This is a genomic window from Ruegeria sp. D7 (genome assembly GCF_056534355.1).
In genome coordinates this window covers 75,788-96,726 of record NZ_JBQFPG010000003.1, presented here as the reverse complement: position 1 = coordinate 96,726, position 20,939 = coordinate 75,788, and the positions used below count along the sequence as shown (strand labels likewise).

The 20,939-nt window shown below is 60.3% G+C and carries 25 protein-coding genes; 13 read left to right on the top strand and 12 right to left on the bottom strand.

From position 1 onward, the window contains the following. The first annotated feature begins 51 nt into the window (after positions 1 to 51). The 5 genes from ACRZ9U_RS05445 to ACRZ9U_RS05425 all read left to right on the top strand — a co-directional run bounded on the left by ACRZ9U_RS05445 (position 52) and on the right by ACRZ9U_RS05425 (position 6,614). Positions 52 to 1,245, top strand: a complete 1,194-nt coding sequence (locus tag ACRZ9U_RS05445; protein ID WP_170402356.1) for an aminotransferase-like domain-containing protein — start codon at positions 52 to 54, stop codon at positions 1,243 to 1,245. 45 nt (positions 1,246 to 1,290) lie between these two features. Further along, the gene (locus ACRZ9U_RS05440; protein WP_170392642.1) at positions 1,291 to 1,686 is read left to right on the top strand and encodes a hypothetical protein; all 396 of its coding nucleotides are present in this window, start codon (positions 1,291 to 1,293) and stop codon (positions 1,684 to 1,686) included. Positions 1,687 to 1,827: 141 nt separating this feature from the next. Then, positions 1,828 to 5,283, top strand: a complete 3,456-nt coding sequence (locus tag ACRZ9U_RS05435; RefSeq protein ID WP_170402353.1) for a chromosome segregation SMC family protein — start codon at positions 1,828 to 1,830, stop codon at positions 5,281 to 5,283. A 54-nt stretch (positions 5,284 to 5,337) separates the two neighbouring features. Further along, a complete protein-coding gene (locus tag ACRZ9U_RS05430; RefSeq protein WP_170392640.1) occupies positions 5,338 to 5,691 on the top strand; it encodes a hypothetical protein in 354 nt (117 codons plus the stop codon). 125 nt (positions 5,692 to 5,816) lie between these two features. Continuing rightward, on the top strand, positions 5,817 to 6,614 hold the full coding sequence (locus tag ACRZ9U_RS05425) for a class II glutamine amidotransferase (RefSeq protein WP_170402350.1): 798 nt from the start codon (positions 5,817 to 5,819) through the stop codon (positions 6,612 to 6,614). 10 nt (positions 6,615 to 6,624) lie between these two features. On the opposite strand, the gene ACRZ9U_RS05420 is transcribed toward ACRZ9U_RS05425, so the two are convergent. The 3 genes from ACRZ9U_RS05420 to ACRZ9U_RS05410 are packed head-to-tail and all read right to left on the bottom strand — an operon-like array spanning position 6,625 to position 9,683. Beyond that, positions 6,625 to 7,788, bottom strand: coding sequence for a lytic murein transglycosylase (locus ACRZ9U_RS05420; RefSeq protein WP_170402348.1), 1,164 nt, complete (start codon positions 7,786 to 7,788; stop codon positions 6,625 to 6,627). 12 nt (positions 7,789 to 7,800) lie between these two features. Continuing rightward, positions 7,801 to 8,721 carry an adenosylcobinamide-phosphate synthase CbiB gene (gene cbiB / locus ACRZ9U_RS05415; protein WP_170402346.1) on the bottom strand — a complete coding sequence of 307 codons (921 nt, stop codon included), beginning with the start codon at positions 8,719 to 8,721 and terminating at the stop codon, positions 7,801 to 7,803. Then, complete coding sequence (locus tag ACRZ9U_RS05410) at positions 8,718 to 9,683, bottom strand: threonine-phosphate decarboxylase (protein ID WP_170402344.1); 966 nt, start codon at positions 9,681 to 9,683, stop codon at positions 8,718 to 8,720. Before ACRZ9U_RS05410 ends, cbiB begins: the two co-directional genes overlap by 4 nt. Positions 9,684 to 9,864: 181 nt before the next feature. Here ACRZ9U_RS05410 and ACRZ9U_RS05405 point away from each other — a divergent pair, with 181 nt between their 5' ends. Continuing rightward, entirely contained in the window at positions 9,865 to 10,227 is a 363-nt protein-coding gene (locus ACRZ9U_RS05405) for a response regulator transcription factor (protein WP_008756687.1), read from the top strand. Here the strand turns inward: ACRZ9U_RS05405 and ACRZ9U_RS05400 are convergent. Then, complete coding sequence (locus ACRZ9U_RS05400) at positions 10,209 to 11,198, bottom strand: glutathione S-transferase family protein (RefSeq protein ID WP_170402342.1); 990 nt, start codon at positions 11,196 to 11,198, stop codon at positions 10,209 to 10,211. The two genes, ACRZ9U_RS05405 and ACRZ9U_RS05400, sit on opposite strands and share 19 nt — an antisense overlap. Before the next feature lie 212 nt (positions 11,199 to 11,410). On the opposite strand from ACRZ9U_RS05400, the gene ACRZ9U_RS05395 reads away from it, so the two are divergent. After that, the gene (locus ACRZ9U_RS05395) at positions 11,411 to 11,764 is read left to right on the top strand and encodes a hypothetical protein (protein WP_170402340.1); all 354 of its coding nucleotides are present in this window, start codon (positions 11,411 to 11,413) and stop codon (positions 11,762 to 11,764) included. A 91-nt stretch (positions 11,765 to 11,855) separates the two neighbouring features. Here ACRZ9U_RS05395 and ACRZ9U_RS05390 read toward each other — a convergent pair whose 3' ends face one another. Further along, positions 11,856 to 12,554, bottom strand: coding sequence for a fumarylacetoacetate hydrolase family protein (locus ACRZ9U_RS05390; RefSeq protein WP_170402338.1), 699 nt, complete (start codon positions 12,552 to 12,554; stop codon positions 11,856 to 11,858). Between the two features lie 29 nt (positions 12,555 to 12,583). Beyond that, complete coding sequence (locus ACRZ9U_RS05385) at positions 12,584 to 13,756, bottom strand: MalY/PatB family protein (RefSeq protein WP_170402336.1); 1,173 nt, start codon at positions 13,754 to 13,756, stop codon at positions 12,584 to 12,586. Between the two features lie 94 nt (positions 13,757 to 13,850). On the opposite strand from ACRZ9U_RS05385, the gene def (ACRZ9U_RS05380) reads away from it, so the two are divergent. From def (ACRZ9U_RS05380) to speB, 6 genes are all read left to right on the top strand, one after another. Then, positions 13,851 to 14,369 carry a peptide deformylase gene (gene def, locus ACRZ9U_RS05380; protein ID WP_170392632.1) on the top strand — a complete coding sequence of 173 codons (519 nt, stop codon included), beginning with the start codon at positions 13,851 to 13,853 and terminating at the stop codon, positions 14,367 to 14,369. Then, complete coding sequence (def, locus tag ACRZ9U_RS05375) at positions 14,366 to 14,860, top strand: peptide deformylase (protein ID WP_170402334.1); 495 nt, start codon at positions 14,366 to 14,368, stop codon at positions 14,858 to 14,860. Before def (ACRZ9U_RS05380) ends, def (ACRZ9U_RS05375) begins: the two co-directional genes overlap by 4 nt. Before the next feature lie 23 nt (positions 14,861 to 14,883). Beyond that, on the top strand, positions 14,884 to 15,798 hold the full coding sequence (gene fmt / locus ACRZ9U_RS05370; RefSeq protein ID WP_170402331.1) for a methionyl-tRNA formyltransferase: 915 nt from the start codon (positions 14,884 to 14,886) through the stop codon (positions 15,796 to 15,798). Between the two features lie 6 nt (positions 15,799 to 15,804). Continuing rightward, positions 15,805 to 16,041, top strand: coding sequence for a hypothetical protein (locus ACRZ9U_RS05365; RefSeq protein ID WP_170392629.1), 237 nt, complete (start codon positions 15,805 to 15,807; stop codon positions 16,039 to 16,041). 1 nt (position 16,042) lies between these two features. Further along, on the top strand, positions 16,043 to 16,279 hold the full coding sequence (locus ACRZ9U_RS05360) for a GlsB/YeaQ/YmgE family stress response membrane protein (protein WP_170392628.1): 237 nt from the start codon (positions 16,043 to 16,045) through the stop codon (positions 16,277 to 16,279). 62 nt (positions 16,280 to 16,341) lie between these two features. Beyond that, entirely contained in the window at positions 16,342 to 17,163 is an 822-nt protein-coding gene (gene speB, locus ACRZ9U_RS05355) for an agmatinase (protein ID WP_170402328.1), read from the top strand. On the opposite strand, the gene ACRZ9U_RS05350 is transcribed toward speB, so the two are convergent. Genes ACRZ9U_RS05350 through ispH form a run of 6 tightly spaced genes read right to left on the bottom strand, consistent with a single transcriptional unit; the run spans position 17,160 to position 20,847 of the window. Beyond that, entirely contained in the window at positions 17,160 to 17,759 is a 600-nt protein-coding gene (locus ACRZ9U_RS05350) for a COG3904 family protein (protein ID WP_170392626.1), read from the bottom strand. The two genes, speB and ACRZ9U_RS05350, sit on opposite strands and share 4 nt — an antisense overlap. A gap of 24 nt (positions 17,760 to 17,783) precedes the next feature. Then, positions 17,784 to 18,407 (bottom strand): trimeric intracellular cation channel family protein, encoded by a 624-nt coding sequence (locus ACRZ9U_RS05345; protein ID WP_170392625.1) that lies wholly within the window; start codon positions 18,405 to 18,407, stop codon positions 17,784 to 17,786. Then, positions 18,404 to 18,871 carry a ribonuclease HI gene (rnhA, locus tag ACRZ9U_RS05340; protein WP_170402325.1) on the bottom strand — a complete coding sequence of 156 codons (468 nt, stop codon included), beginning with the start codon at positions 18,869 to 18,871 and terminating at the stop codon, positions 18,404 to 18,406. The genes ACRZ9U_RS05345 and rnhA overlap by 4 nt, the downstream gene beginning before the upstream one ends. Next, positions 18,864 to 19,451 (bottom strand): class I SAM-dependent methyltransferase, encoded by a 588-nt coding sequence (locus ACRZ9U_RS05335; protein ID WP_170402322.1) that lies wholly within the window; start codon positions 19,449 to 19,451, stop codon positions 18,864 to 18,866. The genes rnhA and ACRZ9U_RS05335 overlap by 8 nt, the downstream gene beginning before the upstream one ends. Beyond that, complete coding sequence (locus tag ACRZ9U_RS05330; RefSeq protein WP_170402319.1) at positions 19,448 to 19,900, bottom strand: DUF3429 domain-containing protein; 453 nt, start codon at positions 19,898 to 19,900, stop codon at positions 19,448 to 19,450. The genes ACRZ9U_RS05335 and ACRZ9U_RS05330 overlap by 4 nt, the downstream gene beginning before the upstream one ends. After that, positions 19,897 to 20,847, bottom strand: coding sequence for a 4-hydroxy-3-methylbut-2-enyl diphosphate reductase (gene ispH / locus ACRZ9U_RS05325; RefSeq protein WP_480901361.1), 951 nt, complete (start codon positions 20,845 to 20,847; stop codon positions 19,897 to 19,899). The genes ACRZ9U_RS05330 and ispH overlap by 4 nt, the downstream gene beginning before the upstream one ends. Between the last annotated feature and the right edge of the window lie 92 nt (positions 20,848 to 20,939).

Sequence of the window (20,939 nt, the reverse complement as noted above, 5' to 3'; positions counted from 1 at the left end):
AAGGGGCGCATTGCCTAATCTGCGACCCAAGGGCGGAGGAGGCCCCCTACGATGGATCAGCTCTACGCCACCCGAACCGCTCGGATGAAGGCTTCCGAAATCCGCGAATTGCTGAAACTGCTGGGCGAGCCCGGTATCATTTCCTTCGCAGGCGGTATTCCCGACCCCGCTTTGTTTCCAGCAGAGGCTTTCGCCGAAGCGTTTCAAAATGCGCTTAGCCCAGATCAACAGGCGCAGGCGCTGCAATATTCGGTCAGCGAGGGCTATGCCCCGCTGCGTGAATGGCTGGCCGACCATATGCGTGGGATCGGCGTTACGTGCGGCATCGACAACATCCTGATCACCTCAGGCTCGCAGCAAGCGCTGGATTACTTGGGTAAGTTGTTCTTGTCACCGGGTGATACTGCGTTGGTTGGGTGGCCCACATATCTGGGCGCGCTCAATGCGTTTGACGCTTATGAGCCGCGCTTTGACCAGCTTAGCATCAATGGCAATCGTGGGGCTGCCGAATACCAGGCCGCCGCCGGCAACAGCCCGATCAAATTCGCTTATCTCTCCGCCGATTTTGCAAATCCGACTGGTGAGACGGTCGATCTGCGGGGCAGGGAGGCGCTGCTCGATCTGACAGATGAATTGGATTGCGCAGTGATCGAGGACGGAGCCTATCAGGCGCTGCGCTATGACGGCGATCCGATCCCTCCGATCATCGCGTTAGAACAGGCGCGCAAGGGATCGATCGAGAACTGCCGGACGATCTATTGCGGCAGCTTCTCGAAAACTCTTTCACCGGGGTTGCGGCTGGGTTGGGTGGTTGCAGCAAAACCGGTGATCTCGCAATTGGTGCTGCTGAAACAGGCGGCTGATCTGCATTCTTCTACGATCAACCAGATGGCGGTGTATCAGGTGGCACGGGATCGCTTTGACACTCATGTCCCCATACTGCGCCAGACCTATGCCGCGCGCCGCGATGCGATGCTTGAGGCGCTCAAAGAGCACATGCCCAATGGCGTCGACTGGACCCGATCCGAGGGCGGCATGTTCATTTGGGTCACTCTGCCCAAGGGAATGAACGGCGCCGACCTGCTGGCGAGGGCGCTGGAAACGGTCAAGTTGGCCTTTGTCCCCGGTCAGGCCTTCTATCCCTACGACACCGGGTCGAATACCATTCGACTGAGTTTCTCCAACTCGGATGAGGACACGATCCGCGAGGGTATACGCCGGTTAGGAGAAGTGTTGCGCGCCTGAACCGGGGAAAGGTTTCATTAACCATATTGTCGCTAATAAAGCAGCATGATCCGCGTGCTCGCTTTCCTTTGCCTCGCCGCTTGCTCGGGTGGTACACCCTATTTTCGCGACTTGCCCGCAACGCGCGTCGCGGTGAATGGCAGTATCTTCGACGTCCGCGTCCGCAATGAACTGGCCGAGGCCGTCCGCGTGAACCCGCAATACGCGCCGCGTCTGGGTCCGATCCGTGACCGGGCCGCGCTGGCCATGGCGCAGGTCTCGGGCTGTCCGCTTCTGGACGTTCTTGGCGATGCGGCCGTCACTGTGGGCGTGCTGGGCTGCGACCAGGAACTGGGGGAAAAACTGATTTTCGGCGCACTCCTTCGCCGTCCCTATGAATGCGTTGATTACGGATATTACGAAGACTACGGATATCAGGTCTTTGAATGCTCGCCTTACTGAGATACGCGAGACTCCGCGTAGTTTTGCCAAGATGTTGTGGATAACTTGGTCCAATCTCCCATATCCTGCGCAATCACGTTGACACCTCCCCCATCCGTTGCGCAGACTTCTTACCCATAGGAATCATACCAAGAGCAGCCATTGCGCTTTAGCAAACTCAAACTGACCGGCTTCAAAAGCTTCGTGGACCCGACCGATCTGATCATCGCGGACGGGCTGACCGGAGTGGTTGGTCCGAATGGCTGCGGCAAGTCCAATCTGCTGGAAGCGTTGCGCTGGGTGATGGGTGAAAACCGTCCCAAATCCATGCGCGGTGGCGCGATGGAGGATGTGATCTTTGCGGGCGCTGCCACTCGGCCTGCGCGCAACTTTGCCGAGGTGGTCCTGACGATGGACAACTCGGAACGTTTGGCGCCATCCGGCTTCAACGACAGCGACCAGTTGGAAATTGTCCGCCGCATCACCCGCGATGTGGGCAGTGCCTACAAGACCAACGGCAAGGACGTGCGCGCCCGCGACGTTCAAATGCTGTTCGCGGACGCCTCGACCGGTGCGCATTCGCCTGCGCTGGTGGGGCAAAACCGCATTGCCGAACTGATCAACGCCAAACCCCGCGCACGACGTCGCATTCTGGAAGAGGCCGCCGGCATCTCCGGGCTTTATCAACGCCGCCACGAGGCAGAACTGAAACTGAAAGGCACCGAGGCCAACCTGACCCGCGTGGATGACGTGCTGGAACAATTGGGCGGGCAGTTGGCACAACTCGCCCGTCAGGCCCGGCAGGCGGCGCGGTATCGCGAGATCGGCGAGCTGTTGCGTCAGGCCGAAGGGATGCTGCTATATCGCCGTTGGAAAGAGGCCGACATGGCCCGTCAGGCGGCCGAGGAAAAGCTACGCGACCGGATCACCGAAGCCTCTCGCGCCGAGGCATCCGCCCGTGAATCCGCCGCCAAACGCGCCGAGATCGAGGAAACCCTACCGCCCTTGCGTGAGGAAGAGGCCATCGCTGCCGCCGTCCTGCAGCGCCAGCAGGTGCAGCGCGATCAGCTGTCGGATCAGGAAACCCGCGCACGCCAGACGATTGAGACTCTGACCAACCGTATCCAGCAATTGGGCAACGACATCGAACGCGAATCCGGTCTGAACCGGGACGCGGGTGAGATGATCGAACGGCTCGAATGGGAGGCCCGCGAGCTTGCCAAAGCCGCCGATGGCTATGACGAAAAGGTCGCTGAAGCTGCAGAAGTTGCGCGCGAGGCCGCGTCGGTGTTGCAGGATCGCGAAGATCACCTGTCGCAGGAAACCGAAGACATGGCCCGTCTGGTGGCCCGCCACCAATCGGCGCAACGACTGGTTGAAGATAGCCGCAAGACACTGGCTCGTTCCGAGGGCGAAGAAGAAAAGGCCCGCGCCGCCGTGGACGAGGCGCGCAATGCCCTTTCCCGCGCCAGCGAGGCGTTCGAGACCGCGCAGGAGGGTGAGGAAGAAGCCCGCGAAGCTGCTGAGGCAGCGGAAGAAGCACTGGCTGCCGCCGACGAGCTGCGCAACGATACGCAGGCGCGTGAGGCGGAAGCCCGCGCCAAACGCTCCGAGGCCGAGGGTGAACTGGGCGCGATAAGGGCCGAGACCACCGCGCTGGCCAAGCTGGTCGAACGCGACACGGCTGAGGGTGGGCAAGTGCTCGACATGCTGCGGGTGGCAACGGGCTTTGAAAAGGCATTGGGGGCTGCGCTGGCGGATGACCTGCGTGCACCGTTGGTCGAGGGCGACGGACCTTCAGGTTGGGTGCAGGTAGCGGGCTATGACAGCGACCAGCCCTTGCCCGACGGGGCCGAGCCGCTGGCGTTGCATGTGTCCGGCCCCGACCGCCTAAGTCGCCGTATTGCGCAGATCGGTCTGGTCGATGCGGATCAGGGCGCGCGCCTGCAGGCGTCGTTGAAACCGGGTCAACGCTTGGTCTCACGCTCGGGAGATTTGTGGCGCTGGGACGGATTCCGCGCCTGGGCCGAGGATGCACCAAGCGCTGCCGCCCTGCGACTGGAACAGCTCAACAAGCTGGAAGCGCTGAAACAGGAACTGACACGCACCGAGGCACAAGCCGACGGCGCGCGCGCCGCGCATGAAGCGCTGTCGCAGCAACTGGCCGACGTCACCGAAGCCGACCGCCGCGCCCGCGAGGCCCGCCGTGCCGCGGATCAGCGCATGGCGGAAACCGCGCGGATGCTCAGCCGGGCTGAGGCGGATCGAAATCTGGCGCAGGGCAAGCTGGAAACACTGACACTCGCGGTCGACCGTCATAAGGAAGACGCCATGTCCGCCCGTGCACAACTGCGTGAGGCTGAAGGCGCGTTGACTGGCCTGGGCGATCTCGACAGCGCCCGCGCGCAGGTCGAGGACATCAAGCAGACGGTCGAGGCGGCGCGGATCACCATGCTGACCCACCGCTCAACGCATGATGAATTGCGCCGCGAGGGCGAGGCGCGCACCCGGCGCACGCAGGAGGTGACTAAGGACCTCAGCGGTTGGCGGCATCGTCTGGAAACGGCGGAAAAGCGGATATCGGAACTGGCCGAACGCAAGGAAAGCTCGGAAGAAGAACTGACCGAGGCGATGGCGGCCCCCAGCGAAATCGCCGAGGCACGGGAAGAACTGAACGAGCTGATCGAAACCGCTGAGGCTCGGCGCGCCGAAGCCGCCGACAAGTTGGCCGAGGCCGAGACCCAGCAGCGCGAGGTGGTTCTTGCCGAGCGCGAAGCCGAACGTCTGGCCTCGGAGGCGCGCGAAAGCCGCGCGGCGGCTGAGGCGCGTTGCGACGCCGCCAAGGAAAGCGTAGTCGCCGCAGCAGAACGCATTGCCGAGGATCAGCAACTGACGCCGAACCAGCTGCTGAACCAACTGGACGTGAACCCTGACCAGATGCCCGCCGCCGACGCACTTGAAGCCGAAGTGAACCGCCACAAGCGTCAGCGCGACGCCATGGGCGCAGTGAACCTACGGGCTGAAGAGGACAGCAAAGAAGTTCAGGAAGAATTCGACACGCTGAACGGCGAAAAGGCCGATCTGGAAGAGGCGATCAAGGCCCTGCGCAGCGGCATCGCCAGCCTCAACCGCGAGGGTCGCGAACGCCTGCTGACCGCGTTCGAGCAGGTGAATTCCAACTTCGCCATGCTGTTCAAGCACCTGTTTGGTGGCGGTGAGGCCAATCTGGTCATGGTCGAAAGCGACGATCCGCTGGATGCGGGCCTTGAGATCATGTGCCAGCCGCCGGGCAAAAAGCTCTCGACTCTCAGCCTGCTTTCGGGCGGCGAACAGACCCTGACCGCGACGGCGTTGATCTTTGGCGTGTTCCTTGCCAACCCCGCCCCGATCTGTGTGCTGGACGAGGTCGACGCCCCGCTGGACGATGCCAACGTCACCCGCTTCTGCGACTTGCTGGACGAGATGTGCCGCCAGACTGATACGCGTTTCCTGATCATCACCCACCACGCGGTGACCATGGCGCGGATGGATCGGCTGTTCGGTGTGACGATGCAGGAACAGGGTGTCAGCCAACTGGTTTCGGTCGATCTGAAAAAGGCCGAGCAGATGGTCGCTTGATCGATCACTGCAACGTTATGAGCCATCGCCCGTGTATGAGGGTAGGCTAGCATCATGATCCGATATTTCACCCTCGCATTGCTCGCGGCCAACCCCCTCTGGGCTGCCGAATGGCCCACGAAACCCGGTGACGTCCCCTTGACGCCAGAAGAATTGGAGGCTTTGGCCGGTCGTACTCTCACTTTCTACGACGACGGCCAGTCCAAATACTCGGCTGGAGGGGCCTATTCTTATACCTATGCCAGCGGAGAATCCGCCTTTGGCACCTATTCCATCGCCGGGGACGGCAGTGTTTGCATCGCGTATCGCAATGGGTTCAGCCGATGCGACCTATATGTCCGCAGTGGTGAGCGGTTGATCCTGATCGACGAGAAAGGCGATCGCTATCCGGTCAGAGCGAGTAATTGATCTGTTTTTCCCGATCAGTTGGTAAATTTGATAGAGCCTTTGAGTAAAAACGGAAGAAAACGGGATAATCATCGTCAAATCAAGTTGTAGAATGCCCTGGATCGAAAAACTGATGGGGATGCCAAATGTGCCGTTTTTTGGCTTGGGTTGGGGAGCAGCGATATCTGGATGAATTGATCCAGGAGCAAGAGCAATCGCTTGTCATCCAAAGCCGCAACGCGTTGATCGGGAAGACACCAATCAATGCCGATGGGTTTGGACTGGCCTGGTATTCTGATCGCGAAACGCCTTGTTTCTACAAGGACACTCATCCCGCATGGTCCGATGCAAATCTCAAACAACTGGCTCATCACACACGATCACGACTGTTTTTGGCCCATGTAAGAGCGTCGACAGGCACTGCGACCTCGCGCAACAACTGTCACCCCTTTGGAGTTGGCAAATGGAGCTTCATGCACAATGGCCAGGCTGGAGGGCATGACCAAATCCGGCAGCAGCTTGATGCTATGATCCCGGCACATTTATACGGGCACCGAATGGGTGCGACAGAAAGTGAAGCGATCTTTTTGATTGCTCATGGCGAAGGTCTGGATTCAAATCCGATCGACGCAATGGCACGGGCCGTGGGGCGGGTGGAAGCGCTGTCCCGACAATGCGGATCGTCGCCTTATATGCGGTTTGCTGCGTGCTGGTCAGATGGCAGGCGTGTATTTGCGGCGCGTTATGCGTCTGACCGTTATGCACCCAGTCTGCATTACCGAACCTCAGAAGACGGGATAGTGATATCGTCCGAACCGCTTGATGCAGACAGTGACGGCTGGGTTGAAGTACAGCCCAATACCGCCATCGTCACAGAAGGCTCGCTGGTATCTATCCATGCGTTTGATCCGTCAGTGAAGCGTGAACCAGCAAAGGTCGCCTAGGCGCTGACCCTTATAGCTGGTTCAGCAGCTGTGTCGTTGGCCACGCATCCGCTGGCAAAACCAGACGCAATTGTTCAGCCTGCACAGCCGCACGGGTTCCGGCCCCAAGGATGCCGTCGATCTTGCCTACATCATAACCCCGTGCCTGTAGCTTGCTCTGCAACTGCTTCATCTGTGCGCCCGTCAGCCCCGGCGCGGGGTTGCCTGCGTCGTAGATCTGCGCGCCTTCCAGCCGTGTGCCGAAATAGGCGGCGGTCAGGACGTAAACGAAGCTCTGGTTCCATTCGAAATAGACGTCGAAATTCGGGTAAGCCAGAAAGGCGGGGCCCTTGTGCCCTTGTGGCAGGATCAGCGAGGCAGGCAGATTTGCCAACGACCCACTGCGCGCCTGCACGCCCATCGCCTGCCATTCGGACACCGAGCGGGGCTTGCCGGGGCCAGAGAGAGACCAGTCCATCTGCGCGGGCACGGTGACCTCTTGCAACCATGGCTGACCCGGTTGCCAACCCAGATGCGACAGCATCTTGGCCCCGGACATCAGTGCATCCGGCGCCGAGGTTTTTAGCGAAACCTTGCCGTCTCCGTCCCCATCCACGCCGTTTTCCAGAATGTCGCGGGGCAGCATCTGGACCATGCCGATTTCACCGGCCCAAGCCCCGGTGGTGCGGGCGGGGTCAAAATTGCCCTGGCTGTACAGCTCGATCGCGGCGAAAATCTGCGGGCGGAACAACTCGGGGCGGCGGCAGTCGTGGGCCAGCGTCACCAGCGCGTTGCGAGTGTTGAAATCGCCCTGAAAGGACCCGTAGTCGGTCTCGAACGCCCAAAATGCCAGTAGCACACCCCGCGAAATGCCGTATTCCTGCTCAATCCGGTCAAACACCGCGTCGTATTTGCCCGACATGGCCTTGCCCCGGTCGATCCGGTTCTGTGAAATCAGGCGCCGCGAGAAGTCGATGAATGGTTTCTGGAATACGCCCTGCGCGCGGTCGGCTTTCAGAACGGCTCCGTCCTGCTGCACGCCCTTGAAAAAGCTGTTGACGGTGGATTTGTCGTAACCCTGCTGAATGGCTTCGGCTTTCAGCCCTTTGACGAAGGTATTGAACCCGCCGCCGCATTGGGCAAGCGCGGGCGAGGCGAAGAGGGCGGCGGCAATAAGGCCGGAAAGGAAACGCATGGGTCTGATCCGTCAGAATATGAAGTTGAACCCAACCCACACCGACACGAGCCCAAGCGCAAGCCCCCATACCTGCCAGAGCATGTCTGATGCGCGAAAAACCTCCGCCGCGTCGATATTCTGCCGCGCATTCCCGTTCACCCAGGCGAGATCCCGCATCTGCCCGTCATAGCTGCGCGGTCCTGCCAGCGCGATATCAAGCGCACGTGACATCGCGGCCTCGGGCCAGCCTGCGTTGGGTGAGATATGGCGGCGTGCATCCTCAACCATCTCTCCCCAGCGCGACCATTGGCTGGACAGTGCCACGATCATTACAAAGGTCAGGCGTGCCGGGACAAGGTTCAGCAAATCATCCAGCCGCGCTGCTGCCCAGCCGAAGGCGCGGTATTTGTCGTTGCGATAACCGATCATACTGTCGGCGGTGTTGACGACCTTGTAAACCAGAAGCCCCGGCAGACCTGCGACCAGAAACCAGAAGGCTGGGGCAATCACCCCGTCGCTCAAGTTTTCGGCGGCGCTTTCGATGGCCGAGCGCGCCACCTGCGCCTCGGTCATATCTCGCGTATCGCGCGAGACAATCATGGCGACCTGCGCGCGCCCTTCGGCAAGCGAGGTCAACAGGCCTTCGCCAACTGCGCGAACATGGGTGATCAGGGATTTCTGGGCCAGAAGGATGGCGCAGACCACGATCTCGACGATCGGACCAAGCAGCTCCAGCAACCGGCCAAGGATGAGTGCCACCGCAACCAGGATGAGCACCGTCGCAACCCCTTTGAGGCGGCGATACGCCCCATGGTTCAGCCGGTTGTCCAGCCAGCCAATCGCGTTGCCAATCAGTACGGCAGGGTGGCGAATCCGCGACCACAGCCAATCCGGCTCACCCAATGCTGCGTCCAGACACATAGCGCAGACCAATAGGAACGCGGTGCTCACAGCGCTGCTTCCAACCGGGCCCAACCATCTGCTGGCGGTAATCCAAGGCGCAGGTAGGTCCGGGAATAGGGGAAAATACGGCTCCAGATATGCGCCCGCGCCAATCGGTCTTGCCAGGCGGTCGCGTCATCAACGTCGTAGAGGCGGAACAGGCTGGTGCCGCCAATCAGCCGCGCACCTTTGGCCGCTAAAAGCTGATCCAACCGTGTTGCTTCATTTGCCAGACGCATGCGCGTTTCATCAGCCCATTTTACATCGTGCAACGCTTGCGCGCCGATCCGCAGCGCCGGGCCGGCTACGGCCCATGGTCCCGTCAGGTCATTCAACCGTGCAATAAGATCGGGATGGCCGATTGCAAAACCCAGTCGCAACCCGGCCAACCCCCAAAATTTGCCAAAGCTCTTCAGCACCACGATGCCGGGCCGCTGGGCCAGATGAATCAGCGAGGCTTCGGGCGTTACGTCGCAGAAGCTTTCATCGATCACCGTCAGCGGCGCGTCGGCATCCGCGTCCTGCCAGATGCGCCCATCGGGATTGTTGGGGTGTACGATGACACGTGCCTGAGCCGGGCCGCTCTCGTGCACCGTCCAACCCTGAGCGGTGAATGCAGCGGCATGTTCGTTATAAGTGGGCATCGTGATCTGCACGCGGCCGGCTTTGGTCAGCGCGGGCACTCGGGCAATCACCGCAGAGGCACCAGGCGATGGCAGAATCTCGGCCCCATCAGGCACGTTCCAAAACACCCGCGCCGCGTCCGAGAGGCGTTCGAACGCGCCATGATCCGGCAGTTCCATCCAGTCCGGAGGCTGCAGGCCCGAGACCTCATAAGCATGCGGATTGATCCCCGTGGACAGATCGATCCAGTCTGCGCGCGTGCCCCCAAACCGCGTCATCGCGCCATCCAGCCCTCCGCCATGATCGCGCGCAGCCCAAGGGTTCAATCTGTCATCCTGTCCAACCATCTGCCCCAGCCGGAATCGCCTATTTCTCATGCTTCAAGCGGATTTTTGCCGTTCTTACAAGCGAATCCGCCCGATCACGGCGCTGTGCGGGCCTTGTTAACACTTTGTTAAGGAAATCGCGTGATCACGGACAACAGGGGTCGGCACCACTCACCCATATCACGTGCCGAGGTTGTTGCAAATGAAAGTACTGATTGTTGAGAGTAACCCCGATCTAGGTCGGGTCTGGCAGCGGCATCTGCAAAGGCAGGAGGCCGAAGTCACGCTGGTCGAAACGCAAGAGGCCGCGATCCTGGCACTGTATGGTACCGCATTCGATATCATCGTGCTGGATCTGGTTCTGGAAACCGGCAGCGCCTTGGCGGTTGCCGATTTCGCAAGCTATCGCAGGCCCGAGGCGCGAGTGATCTTCGTCACCAACACCACATTCTTCTCGGACGGATCAATCTTTGCCCATAGCGCCAATGCCTGCGCCTATGTCCAAAGCTCGACCCCGCCCGAGGATCTGGCGGCCATGGTCGAACACTACGCGGCGGGGCGCTGATCCCGCCCATGGGGTTCTGAATAGTCCAACGTTGGATTCACCGGAATAATTCGGTGCGGATTGATGCTGTCATGGCTGTAGTGATAGTGGCGCACGATGTGGTTCATGTTCACTGTCTGCGCCACGCCGGGCCATTGATATAGCTCCCGCGTAAAGGCCCAGAGGTTCGGGTAGTCCACCAACCGACGCTTGTTGCACTTGAAATGTAAATGATAAACCGGGTCGAACCGGATCAATGTGGTGAACAGGCGCCAGTCGGCCTCAGTCACGCGGTCACCCATAAGATAGCGGTTCCGGGCCAGACGATCCTCAAGCCAGTCCAGCGTGTCGAACAGAGGGCCAACCGCGGCGTCATAAGCTTCTTGCGAGGTGGCAAAGCCGGATTTGTAGACCCCGTTATTGACATCGGAATAGATGCGCGCGTTGACCTCTTCGATCTCGTCCCGCATTGCCTCGGGCCAGTAGTCGTCTGTGTTGCCGGTGATCCCGTTGAAAGCCGAGTTGAACATGCGGATGATTTCCGAGCTTTCGTTCGACACGATCGTTTTCTCAACTTTGTCCCACAGGATCGGAACCGTAACGCGGCCCGAATAGTGAGGGTCGGCACGGGTGTAGATTTGATGGGCAAATTCTGATCCGAACAGTTTGTCGCCGGTCGCGCCATGGTCGTCGGTCTCAAAGGTCCAACCTTTATCCAGCATATCCGGATGCACGACCGAGACCGAGATGTGGTCGCTCAGCCCTTTCAACTCACGAAAGATCAGTGTGCGGTGCGCCCAAGGGCAGGCGTGCGAGACATAAAGGTGATAGCGCCCCGATTCCGCCTCGAACCCGCCGCGCCCCGAGGGGCCGGGCGCGCCATCGGCGGTGATCCAGTTGCGAAACTGTGCGGCCGAGCGTTTGAACGCCCCGCCTGTGGATTTGGTGTCATACCAGGTGTCATGCCATTCGCCGTCGACAAGCAGGCCCATCGTTATTCCTTTCGCATTGCGATTGGGTCAAAGATAGGCCGTCTTGCGCCACGATCCTATTTCACCGGGCGCGCATCAGGCCTGCATGCGCGCACAGGTGGGGTGCGGTGTCTGGGCACCAGAACCGCAATGCCAAAACTTATGTGACGCCGTTCACTGGATTTTTACAGGAATCGCGTCAGACTAATGAGTGTTAAGGGGGGAAGTTTATTATGAGTACCTATGTTTCCAAGGAAATTCGCGCCGAATTGGATGCGGCCCGAATCGCTACCCTCAAGAAATCCAGCCGTTTGCGGGTGGAGGTTGGCGACAATAGCTTCAAAATTTTGACATTGTGGAAGGATGGTTTCACCGTCGAGGCCGAAACCACGCCGCGCCTGCGTGGGCTCGTCGATATCTATGACGGTGCCAATCACATGTATCAGTGCCTGATCATGGCAGATGAAGAAGCGGTGGGTGAGATGCGCTATGAGTTCAAGCGTAACACTGTGGCGACGGACAAGGCTCCACTGGATTTCTACCGCGCCCCGGATGCACCGATCGCATTGCTTGAAAACCGCGACTGACGCGCGCACCTTTTGACCTTTGGCACCGACGCGCCGCTGGCGCTTGGGCGGCAATGGGGCCACAAGATTCTCAGGGATCAGGCCGGACGGTTTAGTCGGAGGCCGTCAGGGTCAGGTGAGCAGGAGCCAAACCATCGATGCCACCTTCAATTCGGTCTCCGGCGACCACAGGCCCGACCCCGGCGGGTGTGCCGGTCAGGATCAGATCGCCGGGGCGCAAATGGTAGAAACCCGATAGATGGGAGATCAGTTCATCGATCTTCCAGACCAGCTCAGACAATGTGGCGTCTTGTGCGACCCGCTCATTGACGCTCAGATAGATGCGCTTGTCATCAGATGGGCTCCAGTCATCGGCGCGGGTCAGCGGAGCGAAGACCGCGCCGTTTTCCACATCCTTGCCCAGATCCCAGGGGCGCTGCTTGTTGCGCTCGCGGATCTGCAGGTCGCGGCGCGTCATGTCCAGCGCACAGCCATAGCCAAAAATCGCGTTGCGGGCCTCAGCGGCTGTGGCCCGAAAAACCGGTTTGCCGATTGCAACGGCCAGTTCCATTTCGTGATGATAATCCTCGGTGCCTGCCGGATACGGCACATGCGCTCCGGTCAAAACCGCGTTGGGCGCGGATTTGGTGAAGTAAAACGGCGCCTGACGATCCACCTCATGCCCCATCTCGGCAGCGTGGGCGGCATAGTTGCGGCCGACGCAAAAAATCCGCCCGATCGGATAGGTCGCCTGTTCCCCCTGCACCGGGATGCTTGGGATGTCCGGAAGCGTAAAAAGGTGGTTGGGCATGACGTGCCTCCGTTTTTTTTGAACGGGGTTCATTGTAAATCGCCAAAGGCTGCCTTCAATCGCGCACAGGCCTCTTCAACCCGCTCGCGTTGGGTGGCCAGATTGAAGCGCTCGAAGGTTTCTCCACCGGTGCCAAAACCGGGGCCAGAGGATGTCGCGATCCGCGCATCTTCGCGTAGGCGGCGGACAAACTCATCGTGGCTCATACCCGTGCCCGAAAAATCGACCCATGCCAGATAGGTCGCCTGCAGAGGCATCGACCACAGGCCCGGTATCTCGGCGATGGCAGCATCAAACAGCTTCCGGTTCGCGTCCAGGTGGGCAATTTGTTCATCGACCCATTTTGCACCTTCCGGCGAATAGGCGGCAGTGATCATCGCCACACCCAACGCACTGGGGTCATAGTCCAGCGTGGTGATCCGGTGCCGCATCTCGGCCCGCAGCTTGGCGTCGGGAATGATCATGTTGCCGGTACGCTGACCGGCGATGTTGAATGTTTTCGACGCCGCGGTCAGTGTCACCGTCCACGGGCGCGCGTCGGGGGCGGCCGTATCCATCGGTACGAAGGTATTGCCCGGATAAACCAGATCATGGTGAATCTCGTCCGACACAAGGATCAGCCCGTTGCGCTCCGCAAACGCCGCTACAGCGCGCAGTTCATCCGGCGTCCAGACCCGACCTGACGGGTTCTGCGGCGAGCACCACAGCAGCAGCTTTTCTGATCCGTCCAACCGCGACTGCGCATCGTCCAGATCAAGCCCATAGCTGTCGCCATCGCGCACCAGCGGGCATTCCACCACGCGGCGGCCGGATTTGTTCACCTTATGGGCAAACTCATGGTAGACGGGCGTGAAGATCACGACGCCATCTCCCGGTTCACTCCAAACATCCAGACACAGGGCAATCGCATTGCCCAACCCTTGCGAGGTCAGAATCCAATCGGTGTCGATCTCCCAGTTGTGGCGTGTCTTCATCCACCACTGGATTGCATTCAGATAATCCGGGTGCATCCATGAATATCCAAACGCGCCATGATCGGCCGCTTCCCGCAACGCCTCGATCACGCAAGGGGCCGTGGCATAGTCGGAATCAGCCGTCCACATGGCCAGCCCATCCTCGGGGGCGACACCGTAAAGCTGCTCCATCTTGTCCCATTTTGAAGAGTTGGTGCCCCGGCGGTCGATCAGGTCGTTGAAAGTCATGTCATCTCCATCTGTCGAGGCGAAAGCTAACCACAAATCCATAAGGTGCAAGGGGGCCGTTGCGGAGGCGGGCGCGATGGCCTAAATCAGCCCCATGAAACGCAATATCCTGATCCACCCCGATCCCCGCCTGAAAAAGGTCTGCGCGCCGGTGGCCGACATCACCGACGATCTGCGCAAACTGGCCGATGACATGCTGGAGACGATGTATGACGCGCCCGGCATTGGCCTTGCTGCGCCGCAGATCGGTGTGCTCGACCGGCTGATCGTGGTGGACTGCGTCAAAGAAGAAGGTGAGGCCCCACGCCCACTGGTGATGTTCAACCCCGAGGTCATCGCCTCCTCGGACGAGACCAACGTTTACGAAGAAGGCTGCCTGTCGATCCCTGAGCAATATGCCGAAGTCACGCGCCCGAAGACGGTTGATGTCACCTGGCTGGACCGTGACGGTAATCTGCAGCAGGAAACCTTTGATGATCTCTGGGCGACTTGTGTGCAGCATGAGATCGACCATCTGAACGGGAAGCTCTTCATCGACTATCTCAAACCGCTCAAGCGTCAGATGATCACGCGCAAAATGCAGAAGCTCAAGCGCGAAAAGGCCCGTACATGACGGTGCGGACCTGCCTGCCGTGGCCCGACAAGCGCCTGCGCACCAAGGCCGAGGATGTCACGGAAATCACCGACGACATCCGCACCATCTGGGATGACATGATCGATACGATGGAGGCGATGCCCGGCGTTGGCCTCGCTGCGCCGCAGATCGGAGTGATGCTGCGGCTGGCTGTCGTGGATGGCTCGACCCAGCGGGGCAAAGCTGTGCGACTGGCCAACCCCGAGATTCTGCATAGCTCGGTTGAGCTGCGTGAACATGACGAGGCCAGCCCGAACTTGCCCGGCGTGTCCGCCAAGGTGAAGCGGCCACGCGCAGTGACTGTGAAATTTCTCAACGAACAGGGCCAGATCGACCGCCGCGATTTCGTCGGCATCGAAGCCACCAGCGTGCAGCACCAGATCGACCACCTGAACGGGCGGATGTATTTTGACCGCCTCAGCAAGGTCAAACGCGACATGCTGCTGCGCAAAGCACAGAAGATGGGGTGAAACCCCATCCTACGGAGGGACGGATGCGTATCATCTTCATGGGAACGCCAGATTTCTCGGTGCCGGTGCTGGATGCGCTGGTCCGTGCCGGGCACGAAATCGCCGCCGTCTATTGCCAACCGCCACGCCCCGCCGGTCGCGGTAAAAAAGACCGTCCAACCCCGGTGCACGCGCGTGCCTTGGCGCTGGGCTTAGACGTTCGCCACCCCACCTCGCTGAAATCGCCCGAAGAACAGGCCAGCTTTGCCGCGCTGAACGCCGATATCGCGGTCGTCGTCGCTTATGGCCTGATCCTGCCACAACCTATTCTGGACGCGCCGACCCATGGCTGCCTGAACATCCACGCCAGCCTGCTGCCCCGCTGGCGCGGGGCCGCCCCGATCCACCGCGCGATCATGGCAGGCGATGTGCAAACCGGTGTTTGTATCATGCAGATGGAGGCCGGGTTGGATACAGGCCCCGTTCTGCTGCGCGAGGCCACCGAGATCGGGATTGAGGAAACCACGGCGCAACTCCATGACCGCCTGTCGGGCATGGGTGCGGCGCTGATCGTTGAGGCGCTGAACACGCTGCCGAGCCTGACCCCCGAACCGCAGCCCGAGGTCGGCGTAACCTACGCCGCCAAGATCGACAAATCCGAGGCGCGGATCGACTGGTCGGCCCTCGCGTCCGAAGTCGACAGAAAAATCCGCGGTCTCTCCCCGTTCCCCGGCGCATGGACCGAGGTCGAGGGTCACCGGATCAAGCTGCTCGCCTCGCGGCTGGCCGAAGGGCAGGGCACGCCCGGCGAGGTACTGGATGACCACCTGCGCGTGGCCTGTGGCGAAGGCGCGGTTGAGCTGCTGCGCTTGCAACGGGCAGGCAAGGGCGCGCAGGATAGGGAAACTTTTCTGCGGGGATGGCCCATGCCGGCCGGGACCCGCCTGTCATCGGAGTAGGCGTACATGATCATGATCATGATGGGCACGGTCGTGATTGCCGGGATCGTAGGCTATCTGTCTGAACAGACTGGCTTTACCCATAACGGCTATCTGCAGTCGATCATCATCTGCGTGGGTGGTGCTTTCCTGTTCTATTTCGTGCGCATCATGTTCGGCATCAGCTTTGGCCCGCCGGGGTTGGACGCGGTGCTGTCCTCGATCGGTGCGCTGATCATCGTTCCCACGCATTGGAGGAAATGATATGCCGATCATCGCCCTGATCATCGTCGGAGCCGCTGCAGGTTTCCTCGCCACCCGCCTAATGCGGATCGAGGCCGATATTCCAACCACCATGCTGATCGGCATTGTCGGCGCTTTGGTGGGCGGTTTGGTCCTACGCACGCTCATCACCGTGATGGGATGGCTCTCAGGGTTTATCGGCGCCGTTCTGGGCGCGCTTTTGGTGATATGGATTTGGCAGACATATATCCGCCGCTGATCGCTTGACCCGACCGTGATCTGCGACCAATGTCCCGTCAATTCTTTGTTGAAAGGCCTCTCATGTCGCATGATCTGACCGCCGGAGACGTCGCGCTGATGGGCGTGCCGTTGGACCTGCATTCTTCGTTCCTGCAAGGCCCCGCCTTTGCGCCGGGTCGCATCCGCGAGGCGTTGCATTCCGGCGCGGCCAACCTGACCGCCGAGGATGGCACTGATCTGGGCGCAACCGACCGTTTCAAGGATACCGGCGATCTGGATGTGTTCGAGATGATGGGGCAGGAACCCATCGACCGGATCGAGGCAGGGGCCGCCGCCCGGATTGAAACCGGCGCACGGCTGCTGTCATTGGGCGGTGATCACTCGGTGGCCTTTCCGCTGATCAAGGCGCATGCCGACCGGTATGAGGGGCTGAATATCCTGCATATCGACTCACATCCCGACCTCTATGACAGTCAGCAGATCGGCCCGCTGGGCCATGGCTGCCCGTTTGCCCGCGTGATGGAAACCGGCAAGATCAACCGTCTGGTGCAGGTCGGGATCCGCACCATGAACAAGCACCAACAGGAACAGGCCGACAAGTTCGGGGTCGAGGTAATCGACATGCGCAACTGGAGCCCCGATCTTGAGATCAGCTTTGATGGCCCGGTTTATCTATCACTGGACCTTGACGCGCTGGACCCCGCCTTTGCCCCCGGGGTGTCGCATCACGAACCCGGTGGCCTCAGCACGCGTGAGGTGATCGACCTGATCCACCGGTTCAAGGGCCAGTTGATTGGCGCGGATATTGTCGAGCTGAACCCGCATCGCGATCCCTATGGCATGACCGCCATGGTGGCGGCGAAATTCGTCAAGGAAATCGGCGCGCGGCTGCTCAGTCGCTAACGTTCGTCGCAGATTGCGGCAGTGCCAAGGCGAGGGGCGGACCGTGTAGTCATGTCGAACCGGTTCGCCTCGGACGCCGTCATCCAGTGCATCTCTTCCTCGGATGCTGCATCCAGCGTGAACCAGTAGAAGTCGGGATCGACGCCGATATCTTCGAAATAGTTCAAATACCGGTCATGCTCGGGGTGATCTTCGGGTAGCTCCGCAGCGACATAGCCGCCGCCGCCCCAGCTGTGGACCCCCACGCAGGCGCCGGGTTCCAGCACGCGTCGGTTACCCGCTAGAAACAAATCGGTGCCGCCCGAGGCCACCAGCCCGTTTGACGGAACCACCGTGTCGAACCCTTCCTCACGCACTACGCGACTGAAGACCACATTCGAGTCATCATCGACCGAACCTTCGATATTTTGCAGCACCAGTGTCTTGATCTCGGGGTTTTCGTCCATCACTTCTTCAAACGCGCTGAGCGTTGTGTGGTCGATCGTTCCGGATGCGACGATCTGATTGCCCACTGCCGTGAAGCTGACCGGGGCGTATTGCTCTGCACATGCCGTTAGCAGCAGTGCCGTGGCCAGAAACGAAAGTCTGTAGGTCATCGCGATCTCTTGTCCGTTTCTACCCTATTGCCGAGGCGGTCGGGCCTTGTAAACCGGCAACTGCCAACCGAACAGCAGAGATCCGGCGCGCAACGCCCAGCAAATCAATGCACATAAGCCCAATGCCAGCAGGCCTTCCAGCCCGAGGCGGGTGGCAAACACAGCGGTCAAGGCTCCGATAAAGGCGCAGGATACATAAAGCTCACCCTGTTTCAGTACCAGCGGCACCTCGTTGCACACCACGTCACGCATCAAGCCGCCCAAACAGCCCGTGGTCACCCCCATCAGCACTACGATGATACCGGATTGATCCAGTGACAACGCTGCACCCGTGCCAGCGGCGACCGCGATGGACAGGGCGAAACTGTCCAACCAGACCAGCCAATTATACCGGCTTTCGACCAGATGAGCGGTAAAAAATACCAGCACCGCAGCGCCGCAAGCGATCAGGATATAAGCGGGCTGACCGACCCAGAAGATCGGATGTCGGTCCAGCAGCAAGTCGCGTACGGTACCACCGCCCACTGCCGTCAGACAGGCGATGAAGGCAAACCCGACCAGATCAAGCTGCGCTCGGCTGGCCACCAGCGCACCGGTCAGCGCAAAGACCAAAACCGAGGCGTAATCCAGCAGGGCAAGCCCGCTCACGCCTGCGCCTTCTTAGGTTTGAACGGGGCCATGCCGGCGCGTGCCAACTCATCCGCGCGTTCATTTTCGGGATGGCCCGCATGACCCTTGACCCATTCCCATGTCACCTGATGCCGCTCTTGCGCCTCATCCAGCCGCTGCCACAGATCGACATTTTTGACCGGCTTCTTGTTCGACGTCTTCCAGCCGTTCCGCTTCCACCCGAAAATCCATCCCGTAACGCCGTTCTTCACATAAGCGCTGTCGGTGACGATAGTCAGTTTCGAGGGCCGCTCCAGCGTCTCCAAAGCACTGATTGCAGCCAGCAGTTCCATCCGGTTGTTGGTTGTCTCGGCTTCGCCTCCGCTCAGCTCGCGTTCTTTCAGGATGGTCTCGCCATCCATCGCGCGCAGCAGTACGCCCCAGCCGCCGGGGCCGGGATTTCCGGAACAGGCACCATCGGTATATGCAAAGAGATCAGGCATGAGCGAATACCAGAATGAACCCGTCGTAAGACCCGGCCAAACCCTTCCCCATTCCCTGCACGGTACGATCAATGGTGAAACCTGCCGAGGTCAGGGCGTCCTTGATCTGGGTCTCTGAATAATAGGTATAGTAACGGTCCAAATCATCGCGATGCTCGCCCGTGCCCAGCTTCATTCCCAGAAACAGCTGCCCGCCCGGCTTCAGTGCGGTGTGGATCGCGTCCAGATGACGCGGGAAATCGACGCGCGGGGCGTGCAGCAGGCAGAAACTGGCATAGACGCCGTCATACTCTGCCACCTCGGTGACGTCTTCGAAGGTGCCAAGGTGGGCGTCAACACCGTTGCTCCGCGCATGTTCAACAAAGGCAGGGGTTGCATCCAGCGCCCGTACCTTCAGCCCTTGCCGCATCAAAAACGCGCTGTCTGATCCGGGACCCGAGCCCAGATCCAGCACATATCCACCCTCGCGGACCGCATCTACAAAAGCCTGACGCGCCTCTAGCTGCTCGGCGGGCAGGGGGATCCTTAGGTAATCCGCAACGCGATCCGTGTAGGCCTTGATGGTCCGTTCATCACTCACAGGTAAACTCCCACAGCAAGACAGGTCAGCACGACAGCGGTTAGCAGGACGCGCAGCCGCATCCACCAGACCGGGGTCAACCGCCAATATGAGAACATGGCGTCCAGCAAAAGCAAGCCCGCAAACCCATACATCAGGTTGGTGCCCGCATTCACCGGACCGCCGCCGGTCGTGAAAAATGCCCAAAGTGCAGGCAACACCGACAAAGTGTAACAGGCCGCAGCTTTGCTGCCTGAGGTTTTGGTGGCGAAGCCCCACAGCACGCCCGACATGAAACTCAGGATCACCGAGCCATAGAATAGCTGAATATACGGCCCCACGAAGCGCGACCCCAGCGTCTGCCGACCCCAATCGTTCAAATCACCGTTCAGATAAGTCAGCGCGCCCCAGACAAACGGGATCAGCCCAGTCAAACCAAGGAATAACGGCGCGCGGGGGATGCCGCTCATGCTGGTTCCCGCAATACGCGGGGAACTTTGAACTCGACATTCTCGACAGCGGTTTCGACCAGCTCGACGGTGACATCGTGGTGGTCGCGGAATGCATCGATCACCTCGTTCACCAGCACCTCGGGCGCGGATGCCCCGGCGCTAACCGCAATGCTGGAAATTCCTTCCAGCGCACGCCAGTCGATCTCGGTCGCGCGCTGCACCAGCTGCGCATAACTGCATCCGGCGCGCGAGGCGACCTCGACCAGACGACGTGAATTCGATGAGTTCGGCGCACCCACCACCAGCAAGGCATCGGCTTTCGGAGCGACGGCTTTCACCGCTTCCTGCCGGTTGGTGGTGGCATAACAAATGTCTTCCTTGTGCGGCCCGACGATGGCGGGGAAGCGGGCCTCAAGCGCGGCAATAATGTCCTTGGTGTCATCCACCGATAGGGTTGTCTGGGTGACAAAGGCCAGCTTTTCGGGGTTACGCACAGCGACCTGCGCCACATCTTCGACCGTTTCAACCAGCAGCACCTCGCCCTCGGGCAGTTGCCCCATGGTGCCGATGGTTTCGGGGTGGCCCTTGTGACCAATCATGATCATCTGCAGCCCGGCATCCGCGTGGCGCTGCGCTTCGACATGCACCTTGGATACAAGCGGGCAGGTGGCGTCGACATATATCATCTCGCGCTGGGCTGCTGTGGCGGGTACCGATTTGGGTACACCGTGGGCCGAGAAGATCACGGGGCGATCATCAGGGCATTCGTCCAGCTCCTCGACAAACACGGCACCCTTGGCGCGCAGACCGTCGACGACGAATTTGTTGTGAACGATCTCATGGCGCACATAGACAGGCGCCCCCCATTTTTGAAGGGCCATTTCCACAATCTTGATGGCACGGTCCACACCGGCGCAGAACCCGCGCGGGGCGGCCAGATATAATGTCAGCGGCGGCTTTGTCATTCGGCGATCTCCTGGACCGAACACCTAGGTCTTTTCATTGCCATGGTCCAGACAGCACTGCGTCATTTCACTGACATGAATCGCTGTTAGCA